Genomic DNA, 17446 nt, shown 5'->3' with positions numbered 1-17446 from the left:
GGGGCGGATAACGCGTCGTATTGATTCACAGCAGCAAACGATCAACTCGCTCCACCGCTGCGCCTTTCTGCGCCGAGCACCAACACCGCTACGGGCTACGGGCGCATGCCGAACAAGCCATGCCAGAACGATTCAAAGGCGCTGGGATGACGCCGGGTTCGCGCCGCTTCGCGCGGCTCAGGCGCGGCTGCCTCGTCGGGCGGCGGGGCAGTCTCGATGTCTTGCGCGTCTGCGGCGGGTGCGGCGCTTGTGCGTCGCGCTTCCTGCAAGGCCCATACGCTGTTCGCAATGCGCGCTGCCAGTTCGGCCTCGCAGTCCTGGCCGAGCAGTACGCCGAAGAGGACGTCCCGATTGTGGCCGTCGTTGGCAAAGCGCATCGCGATGGCGACCATCTTCTCGTAGTGTTCCTGCGCAATGCGCTCACGCTCGCGTTGCGCGGCACGCTCTTGCGCTTCCTGCGCGTCGCGCTGGGCGTGCCAGCGCTGCATTTCCTGCTCGAAAACCTCGTCGTACACGCGGCGCTGCTCGGTGTCGGAGAGGATGGCGTAAGCCTCGCGGATTTCCTGGAACGCCGCGTATGCCTCAACCTCGCGGCCAGGGTTGCGGTCTGGGTGCCACTTCATGGCGGCGCGGCGGTAGGCGCGTTTGATTTCGTCCAGGGTGGCGTCCGGCTGCACGCCGAGCGTGGCGTAGATGGTCGTCATGGGTGGAGGGGGCGGGCGGGGGCGGGGGGGAGCGGTCATCCTAGCATGGGGTTGCTTGGCTCTTGAGGTCGATTCTCCATTGACGCATGTTGACCCGATGCGCTTACACAGCGCATGCTTTTAGCCAGTCGTCGCCCTGGGGGCGCGTGCCGTGGCAACAAAATCCTCCGACCGATCAAAAGCCGCCGCCAACCGCTGGCGCGCTGTGCAATCTGCGCCTTTTTCGGTGGGTTTGGACGCTCAGGGTGCGAAGGGCAGCGACCAGACCCTGCTGTATTTCGGTTGCCTGACCCTGTGCGTCACGCTGGCAACGCCGGCCGGCTATCTGATCGACATCCAGACGTCGTACCTGCTCAAGAACCAGTTGCATGCAACGGCCACGCAGATCTCGCTGTTCCGGCTGGTGACGGGTATCCCGGTGTACATCGCGTTTGTTTTTGGCCTGGCGCGTGACCAATGGAACCCGCTGGGATTGCGGGATCGCGGCTTCTTCCTGGTCTTCGCGCCGGCAACCGCGCTGGCACTCATCGGGATGGCGCTCTCGGGGTTCTCCTATCGGGCGCTGATGGTCGGGATGCTGCTGGCCATGCTGTCCTCCCGGTTTGTCGCCGCGGCCTATCAGGGGCTGATCGCGCTGGTGGGCCAGGAAAAGCGCATGTCCGGGCGCCTGAGCGCGCTGTTGAACGTGGTCAGCACCGTTCCGGTTGTTGCCGGGGCATTCGCCTCCGGCCTCATCTCCGACCATCTGGCCCCTAAAGAGGCTTTCTTGCTGGCGGCGGCGTTCACGTTATCGATTGCCATGCTGGGGCTCTGGCGGCCCGCGTCCGTCTTTGGCGGTGCATATGAGAAGCCGCAAGCCAGGGCTGCGGATTTTGTCGAGAATGTCCGGCGGCTGGTGAAGCATCGGGCGGTCTATCCGGCGGTGCTCATCTGCTTCCTGTGGAACTTTGCGCCGGGAGCGGCCACGCCACTGCAGTTTTATCTGACTGACACGCTGCACGCGTCGGATTCCGTCTACTCGTACTACAACGGGATCTTTGCTGCCGCATTTATCCCGACCTTTCTGCTGTACGGCTGGCTGTGCAAGAAGGTCGCGCTGAACACGCTGCTGTGGTGGGGAACCATCATTGCCGTGCCGCAGATGATTCCGCTGGCCTTTATTCACTCAGCCGATCTCGCGCTGGTCCTGGCGGCACCGATCGGGCTGATGGGCGGTGTCGCCACGGCCGCGTATCTTGACCTTGCGATGCGCTCCTGTCCGCCGGGCTTGCAAGGCACCCTGATGATGCTGGTGGACGGCGTTCTCGCGCTCTCGGCGCGCGCCGGCGATCTGTTGGGCTCGCGCATCTATAGCAGCAGCCCAACGTACGGATTCACGTACTGTGTGATCGCCACGACCGTGGTGTACGCGCTGATCCTGCCCTTGATTCTGCTGACGCCAAAAGGACTGGTTGCCACCAAGGATGGCGAACCGAATCCGGAGATCGAAGCCGAGCGGTGAATCGCGCACGCTTCAGGTGGCGGTCAACGTCCCATGCATTATTTTGTGCGCTGCGCCGCAGAAGATGTCGCACAGAAAATCGAACGTGCCGCTGCGGTTGAAACCCTGTTGCGCCGAAGCGTTTCTGAACGTATAGTTAGCCAAATGGATAACAATGTAATCGCGCTGGACGCGGTATTTCACGCACTTGCAGACCCAACGCGCAGGGCTGTTATTCAACGGCTCGGTCAAGGGCCCGCGACGGTGAGCGAACTGGCAGAGCCATTCGACATGGCGTTGCCGTCGTTCATGAAACACATGCGGGTGCTGGAAGGGGTGGGGTTGGTCCGCTCGGAGAAGAGCGGCCGAATCCGCACGTGCACGCTTGAGCGCAAGAAGCTGGCCGCTGCCGAGCGCTGGTTTGAGAAACAGCACGCGATCTGGGCGAGCCGGTACCGCAATCTGGACAACCTTTTAGAGAAACTCCAAGGAGAAGACGATGAAGCCTGACCTTCGGTTTGATTTCCTGGTCGACATGCAGAAGAGCAGTATCACCGTGAGGCGAGAGTTCGCGGCAAAGCGCCAGCTTGTGTGGGATTGCCATACGAAGCGCGAATTGCTTGACCAGTGGTTCGCGCCCAAGCCGTTGACCACCAAGACCAAGCATATGGAGTTCAAGGAAGGCGGCTATTGGCACTACGCGATGATCACCCCCGATGGGCAAACCTTCTGGAGCCGCCTGGACTACCAGACGATCAACCCGATCGATGGCTATGCGGCCCTGGATGGCTTCTCTGACGAAGCCGGCGTGGTGAATCCTGATCTGCCCCGTGCACGCTGGGATGTCGCCTTTGCCGATGCGAAGGAGCGGACCCTCGTGACGACCGTTGTGTTGTACAACTCGCCGGAAGATGTGCAGAAGGTGATCGACATGGGGTTGAAGGACGGCATGACCTCCACCCTGGAACGGCTTGATGAACTGCTGTTGACGCTGGGTGCGCCCCAGATGCAGGCATAAGGCATCGCGCAGATGTCTCCAGGCGTGCGTGCCACGCACGGATGTACGCAAATGACAACGCCCCGAACATGTCGGGGCGTTTTGCGTTTTGCGTTCTGCGTTTGGCCTTGCGTGTCACGTCACGGTTAACGTCCCATTCATCGTCTCGTGCCCCGTGCCGCAGAAGATGTCGCACAGGAAATCAAACGTGCCGGTCTTGTCGGGCGTCATCGCGAGCCGCGCGGTCTGGCCCGGCACCACATCGGCGCGCACGTTGAAATCGGGAATCGAAAAGCCCATCAGGATGTCCTGCCCTGTCAGCTCGAACATCACTGGCACTCCGCGCTTGAGTGTGATCTTGTCGGGCGTGAAGGTGAACTTGCGCGCGTGCACGCGAATGACCATCGGGCCTTCGCCGTGCGCAACGCACGCGAGTGCGGCACCGGCCGCGAGCACCGTGAACTGACGCAGCGCCAGGCGCCGCTTGGGGTTGTGTGCAATGACTGAGGTGAGGTTGGGCATGTCAGGTGGTCTCCGGTGTCTTGGTGGCGCTGGCCTCGCTGCTGGCCTGGATCGGCTGTTCGGCCAGTGCCCAGGTGGCGGCGTCCTGTGTGCCGTGCTCGGTGATGCGGCGCCAGCCCAGGCCGCGATACGGTTGTGAGGCATCCCACGGGATCGGCGTGCTCTTGGGCTGCGACCCTGGCGCAGGCAGCGGAAACATCAGCGAGCGCGCCGAGTGGTGGGCAATGTGCCCGGTCATGTGGTGGTGTTCCTGATGGATGTGGCCGTAGAACACGGTCACGTTCGGGCGCGGCATGAGCAGGTCGATCACCTGCTGGCCGTCGCGCGTGGCCCAGTCCCATTGCGGGTACAGATCGAACAGCGGCCGGTGCGTGAATACAACGATGGGCGTGTGCACCGGCACCGAGCGGATATCTGCTGCCAGCCACGCAAGCTGCGCATCGCCCACGCGGGCAGACGGGTCCGACACGTTATCGATGGCGATGAAGTGCACGCCCTTGTGGTCAAACGCGTAATGCGTGCGGCCAAAGAGCTCAATGTAGGCCTCGCCGTTGTCGAGTGATGCGTCGTGCTCGCCCGGCATGTAGTGCACGACCGGCACCTTGATCCTGGCGGCAATGTCACGAAACTCGGTCAGGCGCTTGCGGCGCTCGGCGGGGTCGTCGCTGATGTGCGAAAGATCGCCTGTGAAGATGACGAAGTCCGGCGCGGGCGAGAGCGCATTCACCGCGGCAATCGCCTTGGGCAGCGTACCCTGTGCATCGGGATTGGGTGCGCCCTTGAAGCCCCAGTGGGTGTCCGACAACTGCACGAAATAGAAATCTTCCTGCTTGGCGCCGGCGGCGCGCGTGGTGGCGGCCATCGCTTGCCAGCCGGGCAGGCCGGATGCGTACACCAGACCGCCGACCGTGGCCAGTTGCAGGAACTGGCGTCGTCCGGGTTGTTTGCTCATGGGGTGTCCCCTGCGGTCGTTCGCTGAAGTCGTTCGCTGAACGAGGTTGTCGATCCAGCGCGATGGAAATGGAGGCGGCGCCGGTCCTGCCTGTCATACCGGCTGGGGTGCCCGCGTATTCCACAAGATCTGCGTTTTCAGAAAATTCCCTTGGCGCGGGAATAAACTGCATTGCACCCAGGTATACAGAGGTCAACCGCCTTCAGGCCGCCATGCCCGACCTGTCAGACCCCCCGCGCGATTTGCCCACCGACGCCCAGCGCTTTGCCCAGGCGGTGCTGCCGCATGTTGATGCCGCCTACAACCTGGCGCGCTGGCTCTCGGGCGACGCGCAAGACGCCGACGACATCGTCCAGGAAGCCTGCCTGCGTGCGTTCCGGCTGTTTGCCGGGTTTCGTGGCGCAGACGGCCGCCCGTGGCTGCTGGCCATCGTGCGCAACACGTGGTTCTCAGAATGCGCGCGCCGCAAGCAGGCACCGGCCCAGCCGTGGGATGACGACGCGCCTGCCCGCCTGGCGGGTGACGACAGCGCCAGCTACGGTGTCGACCCGGCCGCGCTGCTCGCCCGCATCGACGATGTGCGCCGCGTGCATGCCGCGCTGGCGCAGTTGCCGGTGCCGTATCGCGAGGTGCTCGTGCTGCGCGAGCTGGAAGATTTGCCGTACCGCGATATTGCCGCCGTGGTCGATGTGCCCATTGGCACGGTGATGTCGCGGCTGGCGCGTGCGCGGCAGCAACTCGCGCGGCTGTTGACTGAAGACAACGCGCCACCGCGTACCAACGTGACGCCCATCCGCGCATCGGGTGGCATGGGAAACAGCACCAAGGAGGCCCGCCATGAACTGTGACGACATCCGCGCGCTGCTGGCTGCCCGCGCCGATGGCGAACTCGGTGCGGCGGACAGCCTGCGCATGGAAACGCATCTGGCCGGCTGTGAGATCTGCTCCGCCATCGCGGCCCGCCACGATGGCGTGGTGCGTGCGCTGCGCCAGGGGCTGCGTGCGCCGGCGCTGTACAGGAAGGCGCCCGCGGGTTTGAGCGAGCGTGTATTGCAGGCCGTACAAACGGAGGCGGGGCTGCGGCCCGAATGGGCTCCGGTGCGCGCGCCGCGCCGGGCAGAATCGCCGTGGCAGCGCTTGACCAACTGGCTGATCACGCCCTCTCGGGGGCTCGGGCTGGGCTTGGGTGCCGGTGCACTGGCGGCCGTGGCGTTGGGTGTGGGCGTGTTGGCCGGCCGGCCCGATACGGCCGCGCTTACCGCGCACGACATCACCGCCAGCCATGTGCGGGCGCTGCTGGGCGCGCGCGAGACGGATGTGCTGTCGTCCGATCGCCACACGGTCAAGCCGTGGTTCAACGGCCGCATTGACTACGCGCCGCCCGTTACCGATCTTGCCGCGCACGGTTTCCCGCTCATCGGCGGGCGGCTGGACTACATCGATGGCCGCCCGGTGGCGGTGCTGGTCTACCGCTCAGCGCAGCATCCCGTTGACCTGTACGTCCGCCCCGAGGCGGGCAGCGATACCGAGCCTGCGCTGCGTACCGAGCGGGGCTACCAGTTGATGGTATGGCGCAGCGCCGGCATGGGCTACTGGGCCATCACGGATGCGTCTGCCGATGTGGTGCGGGCGTTTGCGGGTGCCGTGCGCGGCGGTTAAAACGATCAGGCTTGCGCAACCTGCCTTTTGGCGACAAACGCCTCAAACGCCGCCGGCGGCACCGGCGGGCAGAAGAGGTGACCCTGGCCATAGTCGCAGCCTGCAGCCACCAGGATCGCCTTCTGCTCCTCGGTCTCGATGCCTTCGGCAATGACCTTGATGTGCAGCGCATGCGCCATGCTGACGATGGCGCTGCATAGTGCGATGTCTTTCGGATCATGCGCGAGGCTGCGCACGAACGACTTGTCGATCTTGATGTAATCGATGTCGAAACGCTTGAGGTACGACAGCGATGAATACCCCGTGCCGAAATCGTCGAGCGCAATGTCGATGCCGATGCGCCGGAAGGCACGGAGGTGTTCGACCACGTCTTCGCGTTCGGCCATCAGCGCCCCTTCGGTAATCTCGACGACCAGGCTGTGCGGCGCTATCCTCCGGCGCTCCACCACCTTGGACCAGGAATCGGCGCTCGACTGCTGCGCGCGAAATTCCACCGGTGACTTGTTGACCGACACCTGCAGCGCGTTGTCGAGCGTGGCGTGCCAGTGCGTGAGCTGATCCAGCGCCTCGTTCAGCACCCACCTGCCGATCTCGACGATCAGCCCGCTGTCTTCGGCCACCGGAATGAAGTCGGCGGGGTCGATCTCGCCCCGCATGGGGTGCGTCCAGCGGATCAGCGCCTCCGCCTTGCGGACCTTGCCCGTGCGCAGATCGACGATGGGCTGGTAGTGCACCGCAAGCTCGCCTTGCGTGAGCGCCACGCGCAAGTCGCTGGTTACGCGCAGGCGTTCCTGCTCGGCACGCTGCAATGCCGGGGTGAAGACGGCCCATTGATTGCGGCCCGCGCTCTTGGCCGCAAACATGGCTTGGTCTGCGCGCACGAGCAACGATTCCGCGCTGTCTGCATCGCGCGGATACAGCGCCAACCCAATGCTGGCCGACACTTCAACGTTTTCCTCGCCAAGCCGCAGCGGCGCGCAAATGCGCGCAAGCAGGCTGCTGATGATGGACGAGGCCACCCCGGCATCGGGCAGGTCCGTCAGGATGACGGTGAACTCGTCGCCGGCCAGCCGCGCGACCGTATCCGTGCCGCGCACGATGGCCGAGATGCGGCGCGCGATCTCCTTGAGCAGGATGTCGCCCTGGTCGTGACCCAGCGTGTCGTTCACCTCCTTGAAGCGGTCCAGGTCGATGAACAGCAGTGCCAACTGCGTGGATGACTGCCGCGCCCGCGCGATCTCCTGACGCAGGCGGTTGTAGAACATGTGCCGGTTGGGCAGATCGGTCAGCGCGTCGAAGTTGGCCTGCCGCCAGATGACCTCTTCGGCGCGCTTCTTCTCGGTCATGTCGTGAATGAGCGCCACGCGGCGTGGCTCGCCCAGCGTGCTGTCCGCAAACGTGTCAATGGTGAGCAGCGCGGGGAACTCGCTGCCGTCTTTGCGGCGGATAAGGTATTCGCCGCTCCACGTGCCCTTGGTCGAGACGTCCGCGCGCATCGCGTCGATCACGCTGCTCTCATTGCATTCGGAGCGGATGGCGTCGCTGAATTGGCCCTTGAACTCTTGCGCCGTATAGCCCGTGGTGACGGTGAACGCCGGGTTCACGTCAACCACCTGCCCGTCGAGCGTTGTCACCATCATCGCTTCGCTGCTCGATGCATAGACCAGCGAGGCCAGGCGCATCTCTTCAATGTGCCGTTTGCGCTCCGCCCCCTGGTGGCGCAAGGCGAAGTACAGCAGCGCGAGCAGCAGGGTTGAGGCGGCCGCCTCGACCAGCGCAGTGCGCCGATAGCCCTGGTAAGGCGCCAGCACCGACGCCACCGATTCGCCCACCAGAAAGTAGAGCCCGATCTCCGGCACATGGTGATAGCCGATGATCCGCTCCACGCCGTCGGTGCCTGACACCACGCGGTAGTTTCCCGTTTCCTGTGCGCCCGGCTTGTTGAATTGGCGACGGCGCGGCGGCTTCTCGATGCCTGCGGTCGGATCGGGCACGCGGGCCAGGACCTGGCCGGACTCGCGGATGATGGTGGCGGCGCCATCCTTGCCGACGGCGAGCGTATTCGCAAAGCTGGAGAACTGTTCGGGGCTGACCGACACCACCACCACACCGGCAAACCGCCCAGCTTTGAGAATGGGCCGCGTGAACTGGATCGACCACTTTTTTGAGACCTTGCCCCGCACTGGGTCGCTGATAAACAGCGCGTCGCGTCCGCCCGATTCCTTGTGCACGCGAAAGTGCTCGCGTTGGCTCAGGTCGATGCGTTCTGTTACGGGGCCAATGCTGGAGTAGACGAGCATGCCGTTCTCGTCGATGACGGCCACCTGGAAGGTCAGGTCGCGCACGACCTCTTGCCGTTCGTGGATGACCTGCTCGAACACTTCGCGGCCGGAGAGCCAGCTCGCACGCAGATCGAGCAGGAATTCCGACAAGCGGCGCACGCTGCCGAGCGAGTACTCACCAAACGCCCGTGCTTCGACCTGCGTGCGCGCCTGGGCATCGCTGGTCAGCCGGTCGCGTTCCTGCGTGAGCTGATGAAATGTGAAGGACCAGATGAACAGCAGGCACACCACCGCGCCGACGTTCAGCGGCGACAACAGCCCACGCCGCCGCCATCCTCGTCCTGTCGTGGTGCCAGCCGTGCCACCAGAAGAAGCCTTCCATTGCTCTACGGGCATCCTCACTCCAGCGTTTGCGTGTCCAGTTGTCGTGGGCACGCGTGCGGCGTGCCAAGGTGTCGGCAACTCAATGTGGCTCCTACTTTATATCGGAGCGGATCGCATGTGGCTGAAGCCGAACGGTTAGGCCGGGCGGTGGGCGCGCAATCGTTTGCTTTCGGCGGGCCGGGTTGGGGCTTATCGCTGGTTGGTGTTTGGGCGCAACGCTTGTACAGGATGGGGCGCCGCGCGCGATCTGCGCACGCGGCGCCGCAGGGTCAGCGTGTGTAAAACGCGGTTTGCTTGTCTGCCATGTCACGCAGCAGTGCGGGTGGTGTGAAGCGGCGGCCGTGGTCTGCTGCCAGCCGATCGCACAACGCGACAAACGCGCTCACCCCGATCCGATGGATGTGCGATACCGGCCCGCCCCGGAACGCCGGGAAGCCCCAGCCGAGCAGCGCGCCGACATCGGCATCGCGCGGGTCGGTGACTACACGTTCATCCAGGCAGCGTGCGGTTTCCACAGCTTGCACGGTGACGAGGCGATCAACCAGCGTCTGCACATCGGGCTGCACGGCGGCTTGGGGATATTCAGTGGCCAGCCCCGGCCAGAGCGCCTTTTTGCCACCCTCCGGATAGTCGTAGAAGCCCTGGCCAGCCTTGCGGCCGATGCGGCCCAGCGCCACCATGCGCTCGGCCACGGCTTCGCCTGGGCGCTCGATATAGGCGGCGCCCAAATCGGCGCGGGTCTGCTGGTTGACCTTGTGGATCAATTCGCTCGAGACCTCGTCGATGAGCGCGAGCGGCCCGACCGGCATGCCGGCCAGCAGCCCGGCGTTCTCGATCAGCGCGGGTGCCGTGCCTTCGGCCAGCATCGCCAGGCCTTCGAGCACGTAGGTTGAAAACACGCGGCTTGTATAAAAGCCGCGGCTGTCATTGACGACAATGGGCGTCATGCCGATGGCGCGCACGTAGTCGAGCGCCTGCGCCAGCGTGGCCGGCGTGGTCTGCCGGGCGACGATCACCTCCACCAGCGGCATCTTGTCGACCGGCGAGAAGAAATGCAGCCCGATAAAGTTGCCCGGCCGCTGGCTTGCCTGCGCCAGCCCGGTGATCGGCAGCGTGGACGTGTTGGACGCGAAGATGGCATCCGGCGACAGCACGGCCTCCGCCTGGCGCGTGACATCGGCCTTGATCTCGCGCTGCTCGAACACGGCTTCAACGACGAGCCCGGCGCCATCCAGATCGGCGTACGAGGTGGTGGGCTTGATGCGCGCGAGCAGCGCCTGCGCTTGCTCGGCATGCAGGTGGCCGCGCTGTACCTGTTTCTCGATCAGCTTGCGTGCGTAGTCTTTGCCGCGTTCAGCGGCTTCCTGCGTGCTGTCGAGCAGCACGACCGGCAGACCGGCCTTGGCCGTAACGTACGCAATGCCCGCACCCATCATGCCCGCGCCCAGCACGCCGATCTTTGTGTAGCGGCGCACCGGCACATCGGCGGGGCGCGCAGCCAGCTTGTTGGCGGCGTTCAGGCTGAAGAAGAGGGTGCGGATCATGGCGCGTGCCTCTGGCGACAGCACGGCCTGCACGAAGTAGCGCGCCTCGGTTTTCAGGCCCGTATCGAGATCGGTGATGAGCCCTTCGTACACGCACGACAGGATGCTGGCCGCCGCCGGGTAGTTGCCGCAGGTCTTTTGCCGCAGCATGGCGTTGGCCGCCGTGAATAACTGCTGCATGGCGGGACTGGAGATACCGCCACCAGGCACCTTGTAGCCCTTGCTGTCCCACGGTTGCTGCGTGCGCGTTTGCCCGTCGCCCAACAGCCATTCGCGTGCTGCGTTGACTTCCTCGCCGGCACTGACCACCGCATCGACGATGCCGAGCTTGAGTGCCTCTGCGGCCTTGATGCGCTTGCCTTCGAGCAGCATCGGCAGCGCCTTCTGCACGCCAATCAAGCGCGGCAGGCGTTGCGTGCCGCCGCCGCCCGGCAGCAGGCCGAGCGTGACTTCGGGCAGGCCAAAACGCGCGCGCGCGTTATCTGCGGCGACGCGGTAGTGGCAGGCCAGCGCAATCTCCAGCCCGCCACCGAGCGTGGTGCCCGGCAGCGCAGCCGCCACGGGTTTGCCGCACGCCTCCAGCTTGCGCAGCATGCGGTGCAGTTCGCATGTGCGGTCAAACAATGTGGCTGCGTCGTCGCTGGCCTGCAGCCATTCGAGGTCGCCACCGGCAATGAAGTCCGGCTTGGCAGAGGTGATGAGAATGCCTTTGACGTTCGCATCCGCACACACCTGATCAATGGCGGCGAAGAAGGCGGCGCAGGTCTCGCCGTTCAGTACGTTCTGCGCGCGGCCCGGCTGGTTCCATGTGAGTGTGGCGATGCCGTTGGTGTCGAGGGTGATGTCGATCATGTCGGCGCTCCGTTAAATGCGTTCGATGATGGTGGCGGTGCCCATGCCCGCGCCCACGCAGAGCGTGGCCAGGCCCGTGCTGGCGCCGCGGCGTTCCAGCTCATCGAGCAGCGTGCCGAGGATCATGGCGCCGGTTGCGCCCAGCGGATGGCCCATCGCAATGGCGCCGCCGTTGACGTTGATCCTGTCGTGCGGCACCGCCATGACCTCCATGAAGCGCAGCACGACGGAGGCAAACGCCTCGTTGAGTTCGTACAGGTCGATGTCAGAGGCGCGCATCCCTGCGCGCTTGAGCGCCTTCTCGGCAGCGTACGAGGGGCCGGTCAGCATGATCGACGGCTCCGAGCCGATGCTTGCGAAGCTGCGGATGCGCGCACGCGGTTTGAGCCCCGCGCGCTGGCCGGCCTCGCGGCTGCCGATCAGCACCGCCGCTGCACCATCGACAATGCCCGAGCTGTTGCCTGCGTGATGCACGTGCTCGATGCGCTCCAGCTCCGGGTAGCGCTGGCGGATCACGGCGTCAAAGCCGTATTGCTCGCCGAGTTCTGCAAAGGAGGGTTTGAGTTGCGCGAGCGTGTCAACGGTGGTCTGCGGGCGAATTGTCTCGTCGCGGTCGAGGATGGTCAGGCCGTTCTGGTCGCGCACCGGCACGATGGAGCGCGTGAACCGGCCCGCTGTGCTGGCGGCATGTGCGCGGCGGTGGCTCTCGGCGGCGTAGGCATCGACGTCGTGGCGGCTGTAGCCCCACTTGGTGGCGATCGTGTCGGCCGACACGCCCTGCGGCACGAAGTACAGCGGAATGGCGGCGGCCGGGTCGACTGGCCATGCGCCGCCGCTGGCGCCCATCGGCACACGCGACATGCTCTCTACGCCGCCGCCGATGGCGAAGTCGCTTTGCCCGGCCATCACCTGTGCAGCGGCCATGTTGCACGCCTCCAGACCCGAGGCGCAGAAGCGGTTGATCTGTACGCCGGCCGTCGTTTCTGCATAGCCAGCAGCGAGCACAGCAACGCGGCCGATGCAGGCACCTTGCTCGCCCACGGGTTCGACGCAGCCGAGCACCACGTCGTCCACCAATGCGGTATCGAGCTGATTGCGATCACGGATGGCGCGCAGTGCGGTTGCGGCCAGCCGCAGCGGCGTGACGCCGTGCAGGCTGCCATCTTTCTTGCCTTTGCCGCGCGGTGTGCGCACAGCGTCGTAGATATAGGCTTCCATCGGGTTCGGTCCTTGGGTCAAAGGGTGCGGGCGATCAGCTCTTTCATGATCTCGTTGGTGCCGCCGTAGATCTGCTGCACGCGCGAGTCGGCCCACGCGCGGGCGATGGGGTATTCCCACATGTAGCCGTAGCCGCCGTGCAGTTGCACGCAGCGGTCCATCACCTTGAACTGCAGGTCGGTGGTCCAGTACTTGGCCATCGATGCGGTGGCCGCGTCGAGCTTGCCGGCCAGCTTCAACGCAATGCACTGGTCCACAAACACGCGGCCGATCTGCACCTCGGTTTTCAGCTCGGCCAGCGTGTGGCGCGCGGTCTGAAAATCGAGGATGGCTTTGCCGAAGGCCTGGCGCTCGCGCACATAGCGCAGCGTCCATTCGAGCGCGCCCTCGGCTGAGGCGATGGCGCTGATGGCGATCTGCAGGCGCTCCCAAGGCAGCTCCTGCATCAAGTACGCAAAACCGCGATGCGCTTCGCCGAGCAGGTTGGCGGCGGGCACGCGCACGTTGTCGAAGAACAGTTCTGCTGTGTCCTGCGCTTTCATGCCCACTTTCTTCAGGCGCTTGCCTTTGCTGAAGCCGTGCATGCTGGTGTCGACCACGAACAGGCTCGTGCCCTTGGCGCCGCCTTCGGGCGTGGTGCGCGCCACGACGATCACCACATCGGCGTGCCAGCCATTGGTGATGAAGATTTTGGAGCCGTTGAGCACGTAGTACTCGCCATCGTTGCTGCGGGTTGCGGTGGTGCGCACGCCTTGCAGGTCGGACCCCGCGCCAGGTTCGGTCATGGCAATCGCGCCGATCATCTCTGCGCTGGCGAGCTTGGGCAGGTAGTGCTGCTTCAACGCCTCGCTGCCGTAGTGCAACAGGTAGGGCGCGACGATTTCCGAGTGCAGGCCGAAGCCGAGGCCGGTGGCACCCGCGCGCGCAATCTCCTCGATCAGTACTGTGCTGTAGCGGATGTCGGCACCGGCACCGCCGTAGGCCTCGGGCATGCTGGCGCAGTGGTAGCCCGCGGCGGCGGCTTGCTCCCAGACGGCGCGGTCAACGTAGCCCTGGTCTTCCCAGCGCTCGTGGTGGGGCAGGACTTCCGCTTCGATGAAGCGGCGGACGGATTCTCGAAAGGTGTCGTGCTCTGCGTCGAACAGCGTGCGGGCAATCATGGCGGCTCCGGAATGGGGCGGGCGGGTGTTGCCGTATTTCAGCAAGGCCGCGACAATTCAGGTTGATCTGGATCGCCACGTTATTGATATGAAGCGCCAGCCGAAAGCCCCCTCCAAACGCTCAGGCGCCAGCGCGCGGGCCCGCATCGCCATCCTGTTGCCGCCGCGCCTGTTTGCCGGCTACGTGTTCCTCACACAAGAGATGCTGCTGGTTGCCGGCACCATGCAGGCGCGCAGCGTGGATGTGATGGGCAGCCGGCTCTTCGACATCGATTTGCTGTCCACCGACGGCGCTGCCGTCCTGAGCTTCGGCGGGTTGCCCGTGCCTGCCACCGCCGCCTTGAACGATGCCGCTTACGACGTGGTGATCGTGCCGGCACAGTTCGCCCCGCAGACGGCACTGGATGAGGAAGAGACCTGCATCGCCCGTTGGCTGCGCACGCGCTATGATGCCGGCGCACTGGTGGTGGGCATGAATGCGGCGCCGCTGTTCGCCAAGGCGGGCCTGCTTGATGGCCGCCGCGCGACCGGCTTGGCGAGCGAACGCGCGTGGTTCGCGCGGCATTTTCCCGATGTGCGCTACGCGCCAGACAAGCCGCTGGCCGTGGACGGCCGCATCATCACGGTAAGCGGCATCAACCCCGCTGTAGACGCTTGCGCGTACGTCATCGATCACTGCTGCGGGGTGGGTGCATCGCGCCGGATGCTGCGCACGGCGCTCACGCAGTCGCTGCCGTCATACGAGCACATGGCCGTGTGGACGGCGCAGTTCAAGCGCCATGGCGATGCAGCCATGCTGGCCATCCAGGAGATCGTGGAGCGGGAACTGGCAGCGCCGCCCGCATTGGCGGAACTGGCCGCGCAAGCCGCGATGAGCGAGCGGACCCTCACGCGCCGCTTTGCTGCGGCCACCGGCAGCAACCTGCGGCGTTATGTGGCAGCGCTACGGCTGGAACTGGCGGCGTTTTTGCTGCGCACGGGGCGGCAGCCGCTCAATCACATTGCCGATGAATGCGGCTACGGCAGCGTCAGCGCACTGAGCCGCGCCGTTGCTGCAGGTTACGGATGCAGCCCGTTGCGTTATCGGGCGCAACAGCGCGGCGCCATGTAACTGCGCGGTGGCGTGCATCACGGGCGGAACAGGTCGAAACCGGCGAGCAACACCACACCCGCCAGCGCCGTCAATGCCAGCGAGTGCTGGCCGAAATACAGCAACGCAGCGGCTAGCCAACTGGCAGCGAAGAATGCACCCATGCGGTTCATGATGACCCCTGATGGTTTTTGTGGCTGGTGTATTGCTGCACTCGCAACAAGCGTGCATTGCCGCGTGGTTGTGTGGTGCGGGCCAGCGTTTTCTATAGGTATAGGTCGCTTTACGCGGATTGCCTGGTGTGCGTATGTGCGTTTGTGCGTGTTGGTGGGGCGCCTCTGTTTCGGCCCCCGCCGCGGCAGAAACAAGGGTTGCACCACCAAGGCCAAGGCCCCGGAAAAAATCAGAAATAAACCGTTGCACTGGCCCTGAACGTCCGCGGCGCACCTTGCACCAGAATGAATCCCCAGCTCGGCAACCAATACTTCTCGTTCGTCAGGTTGTCGACATTGAATCGCAGCGTAACGGGCTTGCCGCCCACCTTGGTCGAATACCGGGCCCCCACATCAAACGTGTGATACCCCGGCACGATATTGCTGTTGTTCGCCTCCAGCGCGGAGTTGCCGACGTACTGGCCACCCGCTGACAGTACCAGCCCCGGCACGGGCGGCACGGCATATTCAACATAGGCCGTTGCCTTGAAGCGCGGTGACCCATACGCACGCTTGCCCAGCACGGAGGCGTCGGATTCCGTGTTCTCCGAGTTCATGAACAGAACCCCGCCCAGCAGTGTCCAGTCACGCGCGAGCTTGCCGCGTGCGCTCAACTCGAGCCCGCGATAGCGCGTCATGCCGTCTTGCGTATAGACGTTGTCCGGCCGCAAATACGCCAGCCCGCGCTGCACCTGGAACAGTGCCGCGCCGAATGTCCAATCGTGCAACTCAGCCTTGGCACCCACTTCAACCTGCTTGCTCTTGAGCGGCCCGAATACGGTGCCCGCATTGCTTGCCGTGATGGGTGCGCTGGCACCGGCTTCGAGCGATTCCACATAGCTTGTGTACAGCGTGACCGGCTGCACGGGTTTGAACATGAGCGCCAGCGTGGGCGTGATCGGCTCGCGGTTGTACTTGGCCGAGGTGCTGCCATCGGGGTTGTAGCCGGTCTGGCTGAAGCGCGTGTAGCGCAAGCCACCGAGTACCGACCAGTGCTCGTTGAACTTGACCGTGTCGCTGGCAAAGACGGAGGTCTGGTCGATTTTCGACGTGCGATACATGCCGTCGGAAGTGGGCACCTGCATTGGTGTCGCGCCGGAAGAAATGAACGCCGAGGTGTCATACAGATTGCCCGTGCCGAGCAGCGTGGAAGCGAAGCCGGTGGTGCCCTGCGTGAGGCTTTGCCACGACGTGCCGAACACGAGTTCGTGCTCGATCGCGCCTGTATGCACCTTGCCATTGGCCATCACCTGGGCTTGCTGATACGCATAGCGCTGGTACGAGCCATACTGCAGCTCCGTAAAACGGCCTGTGTTGTCGGTCAGTTGGATCGCGCTGTCGGCGTTGCCACGGTTCTGCTGCGTATAGCGATATGCCGCGCGCACGTTCCAGTCGGGCGTGGCGGCCCAGTTCAGTTCGGTGCCGACGGATTTGATTTCGGTCTCGTAATACGAGCCGCGCGACGACACGCGCTGGCTGCCGTCAATCGCGCGCGGCGTGCGCACGAACTCCGCCACCGGCACGCCAAAATCCTGTCCGGGGATGATGCCGTAGTACGCACCCTGCACGTTGCGCTGCATGTACAGGCCATCGAACGACCATTGCAGGTCGGGCGTGATGCGCGCAGCGAGCGCCAGCGATGCGGAGTCGCGCTTGATGTGGCCGCCGTCGACGAAGGTGTCGCCTTCTTCATGTACGACGCCCAGCCGTGCGCCAAGCGCCTTGGCCGGGCCAAAGCGCCCGCCCAGGTCGATTGATTCCTTGAGCGTGCCGCCGCTGGTGAAGCCAAACGTGGCGCTGCCGCCAAAGGTGTTGGTCGGGCGCTTGGTGACAAAGTTGGCGATGCCGCCCGGCGTGCCAAAGCCATACATGAAACCCGACAAGCCCTTGAGCAGCTCCACGCGCTCGAAGTGTTCAAGCGGCACATCGCTGCCCCAGTTGGGCACGGCCACGCCGTCCACCTTGTAGCCCTCCAGCAGGTCGAGTTGCAGGCCGCGGATGGTGATGTTCGATGCCTCGCCAATGTAGCCGTCGTTGTTGGCGGTGACGGCCGGATCGCCCTTGAACACCTCGCCGATGGTCTGCGCCTGGCGGTTTTGGATCAGCTCTTGCGTGGCCACATTGATGGTGAACGGCGTGTCGAGCAGGGGTTTGTCACCCAGCGCGCCGGTGCTGGCCTGCCTGGCGCCATAGGCTGCGGGTTTGCCGGCAGTGACTTGCGTGGCGGGCAGGTCGACTTGCGTGGTGGTCTCCTGCGCGAGCGCCGATGCGCCAGCACTCATGGCAGCGAGTGCCAGCGCGAGCTGGCGCGCCAGCGGCGTTGAGCGAAGGCGGACGGCGCAACGGCGTGAAGCGGGTGGTAAAGCAGCGGCTCGCATGATCAAGCTCCC

Annotated in this window: 15 protein-coding genes; 6 read left to right on the top strand and 9 right to left on the bottom strand. The window is 64.8% G+C overall.

What is annotated here, in order from left to right:
* Positions 1-95 precede the first annotated feature (95 nt).
* A complete protein-coding gene (locus PSUB009319_RS00600; RefSeq protein WP_124380320.1) occupies positions 96-704 on the bottom strand; it encodes a J domain-containing protein in 609 nt (202 codons plus the stop codon).
* Between the two features lie 226 nt (positions 705-930).
* Between PSUB009319_RS00600 and PSUB009319_RS00595 the strand changes: the two genes are divergently transcribed.
* Genes PSUB009319_RS00595 through PSUB009319_RS00585 form a run of 3 tightly spaced genes read left to right on the top strand, consistent with a single transcriptional unit; the run spans position 931 to position 3202 of the window.
* The gene (locus PSUB009319_RS00595; RefSeq protein ID WP_124380685.1) at positions 931-2205 is read left to right on the top strand and encodes an MFS transporter; all 1275 of its coding nucleotides are present in this window, start codon (positions 931-933) and stop codon (positions 2203-2205) included.
* 33 nt (positions 2206-2238) lie between these two features.
* Positions 2239-2694, top strand: coding sequence for a helix-turn-helix transcriptional regulator (locus tag PSUB009319_RS00590; RefSeq protein WP_306308020.1), 456 nt, complete (start codon positions 2239-2241; stop codon positions 2692-2694).
* Positions 2684-3202, top strand: a complete 519-nt coding sequence (locus PSUB009319_RS00585; RefSeq protein WP_124380319.1) for an SRPBCC domain-containing protein — start codon at positions 2684-2686, stop codon at positions 3200-3202. Before PSUB009319_RS00590 ends, PSUB009319_RS00585 begins: the two co-directional genes overlap by 11 nt.
* A gap of 114 nt (positions 3203-3316) precedes the next feature.
* On the opposite strand, the gene PSUB009319_RS00580 is transcribed toward PSUB009319_RS00585, so the two are convergent.
* Both PSUB009319_RS00580 and PSUB009319_RS00575 read right to left on the bottom strand, forming a co-directional pair.
* Positions 3317-3703, bottom strand: a complete 387-nt coding sequence (locus PSUB009319_RS00580) for a cupredoxin domain-containing protein (protein WP_124380318.1) — start codon at positions 3701-3703, stop codon at positions 3317-3319.
* Between the two features lies 1 nt (position 3704).
* Positions 3705-4655, bottom strand: a complete 951-nt coding sequence (locus PSUB009319_RS00575; RefSeq protein WP_124380317.1) for a metallophosphoesterase — start codon at positions 4653-4655, stop codon at positions 3705-3707.
* Between the two features lie 212 nt (positions 4656-4867).
* On the opposite strand from PSUB009319_RS00575, the gene PSUB009319_RS00570 reads away from it, so the two are divergent.
* Complete coding sequence (locus tag PSUB009319_RS00570) at positions 4868-5503, top strand: RNA polymerase sigma factor (protein ID WP_124380316.1); 636 nt, start codon at positions 4868-4870, stop codon at positions 5501-5503.
* Positions 5493-6314: an anti-sigma factor gene (locus PSUB009319_RS00565; protein WP_124380315.1), complete on the top strand. Its 822-nt coding sequence runs from the start codon at positions 5493-5495 to the stop codon at positions 6312-6314. The genes PSUB009319_RS00570 and PSUB009319_RS00565 overlap by 11 nt, the downstream gene beginning before the upstream one ends.
* Positions 6315-6319: 5 nt before the next feature.
* Here the strand turns inward: PSUB009319_RS00565 and PSUB009319_RS00560 are convergent, their stop codons facing one another.
* The 4 genes from PSUB009319_RS00560 to PSUB009319_RS00545 all read right to left on the bottom strand — a co-directional run bounded on the left by PSUB009319_RS00560 (position 6320) and on the right by PSUB009319_RS00545 (position 13754).
* On the bottom strand, positions 6320-8992 hold the full coding sequence (locus tag PSUB009319_RS00560) for an EAL domain-containing protein (RefSeq protein WP_124380314.1): 2673 nt from the start codon (positions 8990-8992) through the stop codon (positions 6320-6322).
* Positions 8993-9249: 257 nt separating this feature from the next.
* Positions 9250-11376: a 3-hydroxyacyl-CoA dehydrogenase NAD-binding domain-containing protein gene (locus PSUB009319_RS00555; protein ID WP_124380313.1), complete on the bottom strand. Its 2127-nt coding sequence runs from the start codon at positions 11374-11376 to the stop codon at positions 9250-9252.
* A gap of 12 nt (positions 11377-11388) precedes the next feature.
* A complete protein-coding gene (locus PSUB009319_RS00550) occupies positions 11389-12594 on the bottom strand; it encodes an acetyl-CoA C-acetyltransferase (protein ID WP_124380312.1) in 1206 nt (401 codons plus the stop codon).
* A 17-nt stretch (positions 12595-12611) separates the two neighbouring features.
* The gene (locus PSUB009319_RS00545) at positions 12612-13754 is read right to left on the bottom strand and encodes an acyl-CoA dehydrogenase family protein (RefSeq protein WP_124380311.1); all 1143 of its coding nucleotides are present in this window, start codon (positions 13752-13754) and stop codon (positions 12612-12614) included.
* Positions 13755-13842: 88 nt separating this feature from the next.
* On the opposite strand from PSUB009319_RS00545, the gene PSUB009319_RS00540 reads away from it, so the two are divergent.
* Complete coding sequence (locus PSUB009319_RS00540; RefSeq protein WP_124380683.1) at positions 13843-14865, top strand: GlxA family transcriptional regulator; 1023 nt, start codon at positions 13843-13845, stop codon at positions 14863-14865.
* A 17-nt stretch (positions 14866-14882) separates the two neighbouring features.
* On the opposite strand, the gene PSUB009319_RS23070 is transcribed toward PSUB009319_RS00540, so the two are convergent.
* Positions 14883-15017, bottom strand: a complete 135-nt coding sequence (locus PSUB009319_RS23070) for a hypothetical protein (protein WP_260392776.1) — start codon at positions 15015-15017, stop codon at positions 14883-14885.
* A 230-nt stretch (positions 15018-15247) separates the two neighbouring features.
* On the bottom strand, positions 15248-17434 hold the full coding sequence (locus PSUB009319_RS00535) for a TonB-dependent siderophore receptor (RefSeq protein WP_124380310.1): 2187 nt from the start codon (positions 17432-17434) through the stop codon (positions 15248-15250).
* Positions 17435-17446 lie beyond the last annotated feature (12 nt).

This window comes from Ralstonia sp. SET104 (assembly GCF_003851545.1).
Taxonomy (GTDB): Bacteria; Pseudomonadota; Gammaproteobacteria; order Burkholderiales; family Burkholderiaceae; genus Ralstonia.
This window is presented reverse-complemented; position numbering and strand designations above follow the sequence as displayed.

Coding starts and splice junctions, on each gene's coding strand:
- PSUB009319_RS00600 (WP_124380320.1), bottom strand. CDS start 704: ATGACGACCATCTACGCCACGCTCGGCGTGCAGCCGGACGCCACCCTG.
- PSUB009319_RS00590 (WP_306308020.1), top strand. CDS start 2,239: ATGCATTATTTTGTGCGCTGCGCCGCAGAAGATGTCGCACAGAAAATC.
- PSUB009319_RS00585 (WP_124380319.1), top strand. CDS start 2,684: ATGAAGCCTGACCTTCGGTTTGATTTCCTGGTCGACATGCAGAAGAGC.
- PSUB009319_RS00580 (WP_124380318.1), bottom strand. CDS start 3,703: ATGCCCAACCTCACCTCAGTCATTGCACACAACCCCAAGCGGCGCCTG.
- PSUB009319_RS00575 (WP_124380317.1), bottom strand. CDS start 4,655: ATGAGCAAACAACCCGGACGACGCCAGTTCCTGCAACTGGCCACGGTC.
- PSUB009319_RS00570 (WP_124380316.1), top strand. CDS start 4,868: ATGCCCGACCTGTCAGACCCCCCGCGCGATTTGCCCACCGACGCCCAG.
- PSUB009319_RS00565 (WP_124380315.1), top strand. CDS start 5,493: ATGAACTGTGACGACATCCGCGCGCTGCTGGCTGCCCGCGCCGATGGC.
- PSUB009319_RS00560 (WP_124380314.1), bottom strand. CDS start 8,992: ATGCCCGTAGAGCAATGGAAGGCTTCTTCTGGTGGCACGGCTGGCACC.
- PSUB009319_RS00555 (WP_124380313.1), bottom strand. CDS start 11,376: ATGATCGACATCACCCTCGACACCAACGGCATCGCCACACTCACATGG.
- PSUB009319_RS00550 (WP_124380312.1), bottom strand. CDS start 12,594: ATGGAAGCCTATATCTACGACGCTGTGCGCACACCGCGCGGCAAAGGC.
- PSUB009319_RS00545 (WP_124380311.1), bottom strand. CDS start 13,754: ATGATTGCCCGCACGCTGTTCGACGCAGAGCACGACACCTTTCGAGAA.
- PSUB009319_RS00540 (WP_124380683.1), top strand. CDS start 13,843: ATGAAGCGCCAGCCGAAAGCCCCCTCCAAACGCTCAGGCGCCAGCGCG.
- PSUB009319_RS23070 (WP_260392776.1), bottom strand. CDS start 15,017: ATGAACCGCATGGGTGCATTCTTCGCTGCCAGTTGGCTAGCCGCTGCG.
- PSUB009319_RS00535 (WP_124380310.1), bottom strand. CDS start 17,434: ATGCGAGCCGCTGCTTTACCACCCGCTTCACGCCGTTGCGCCGTCCGC.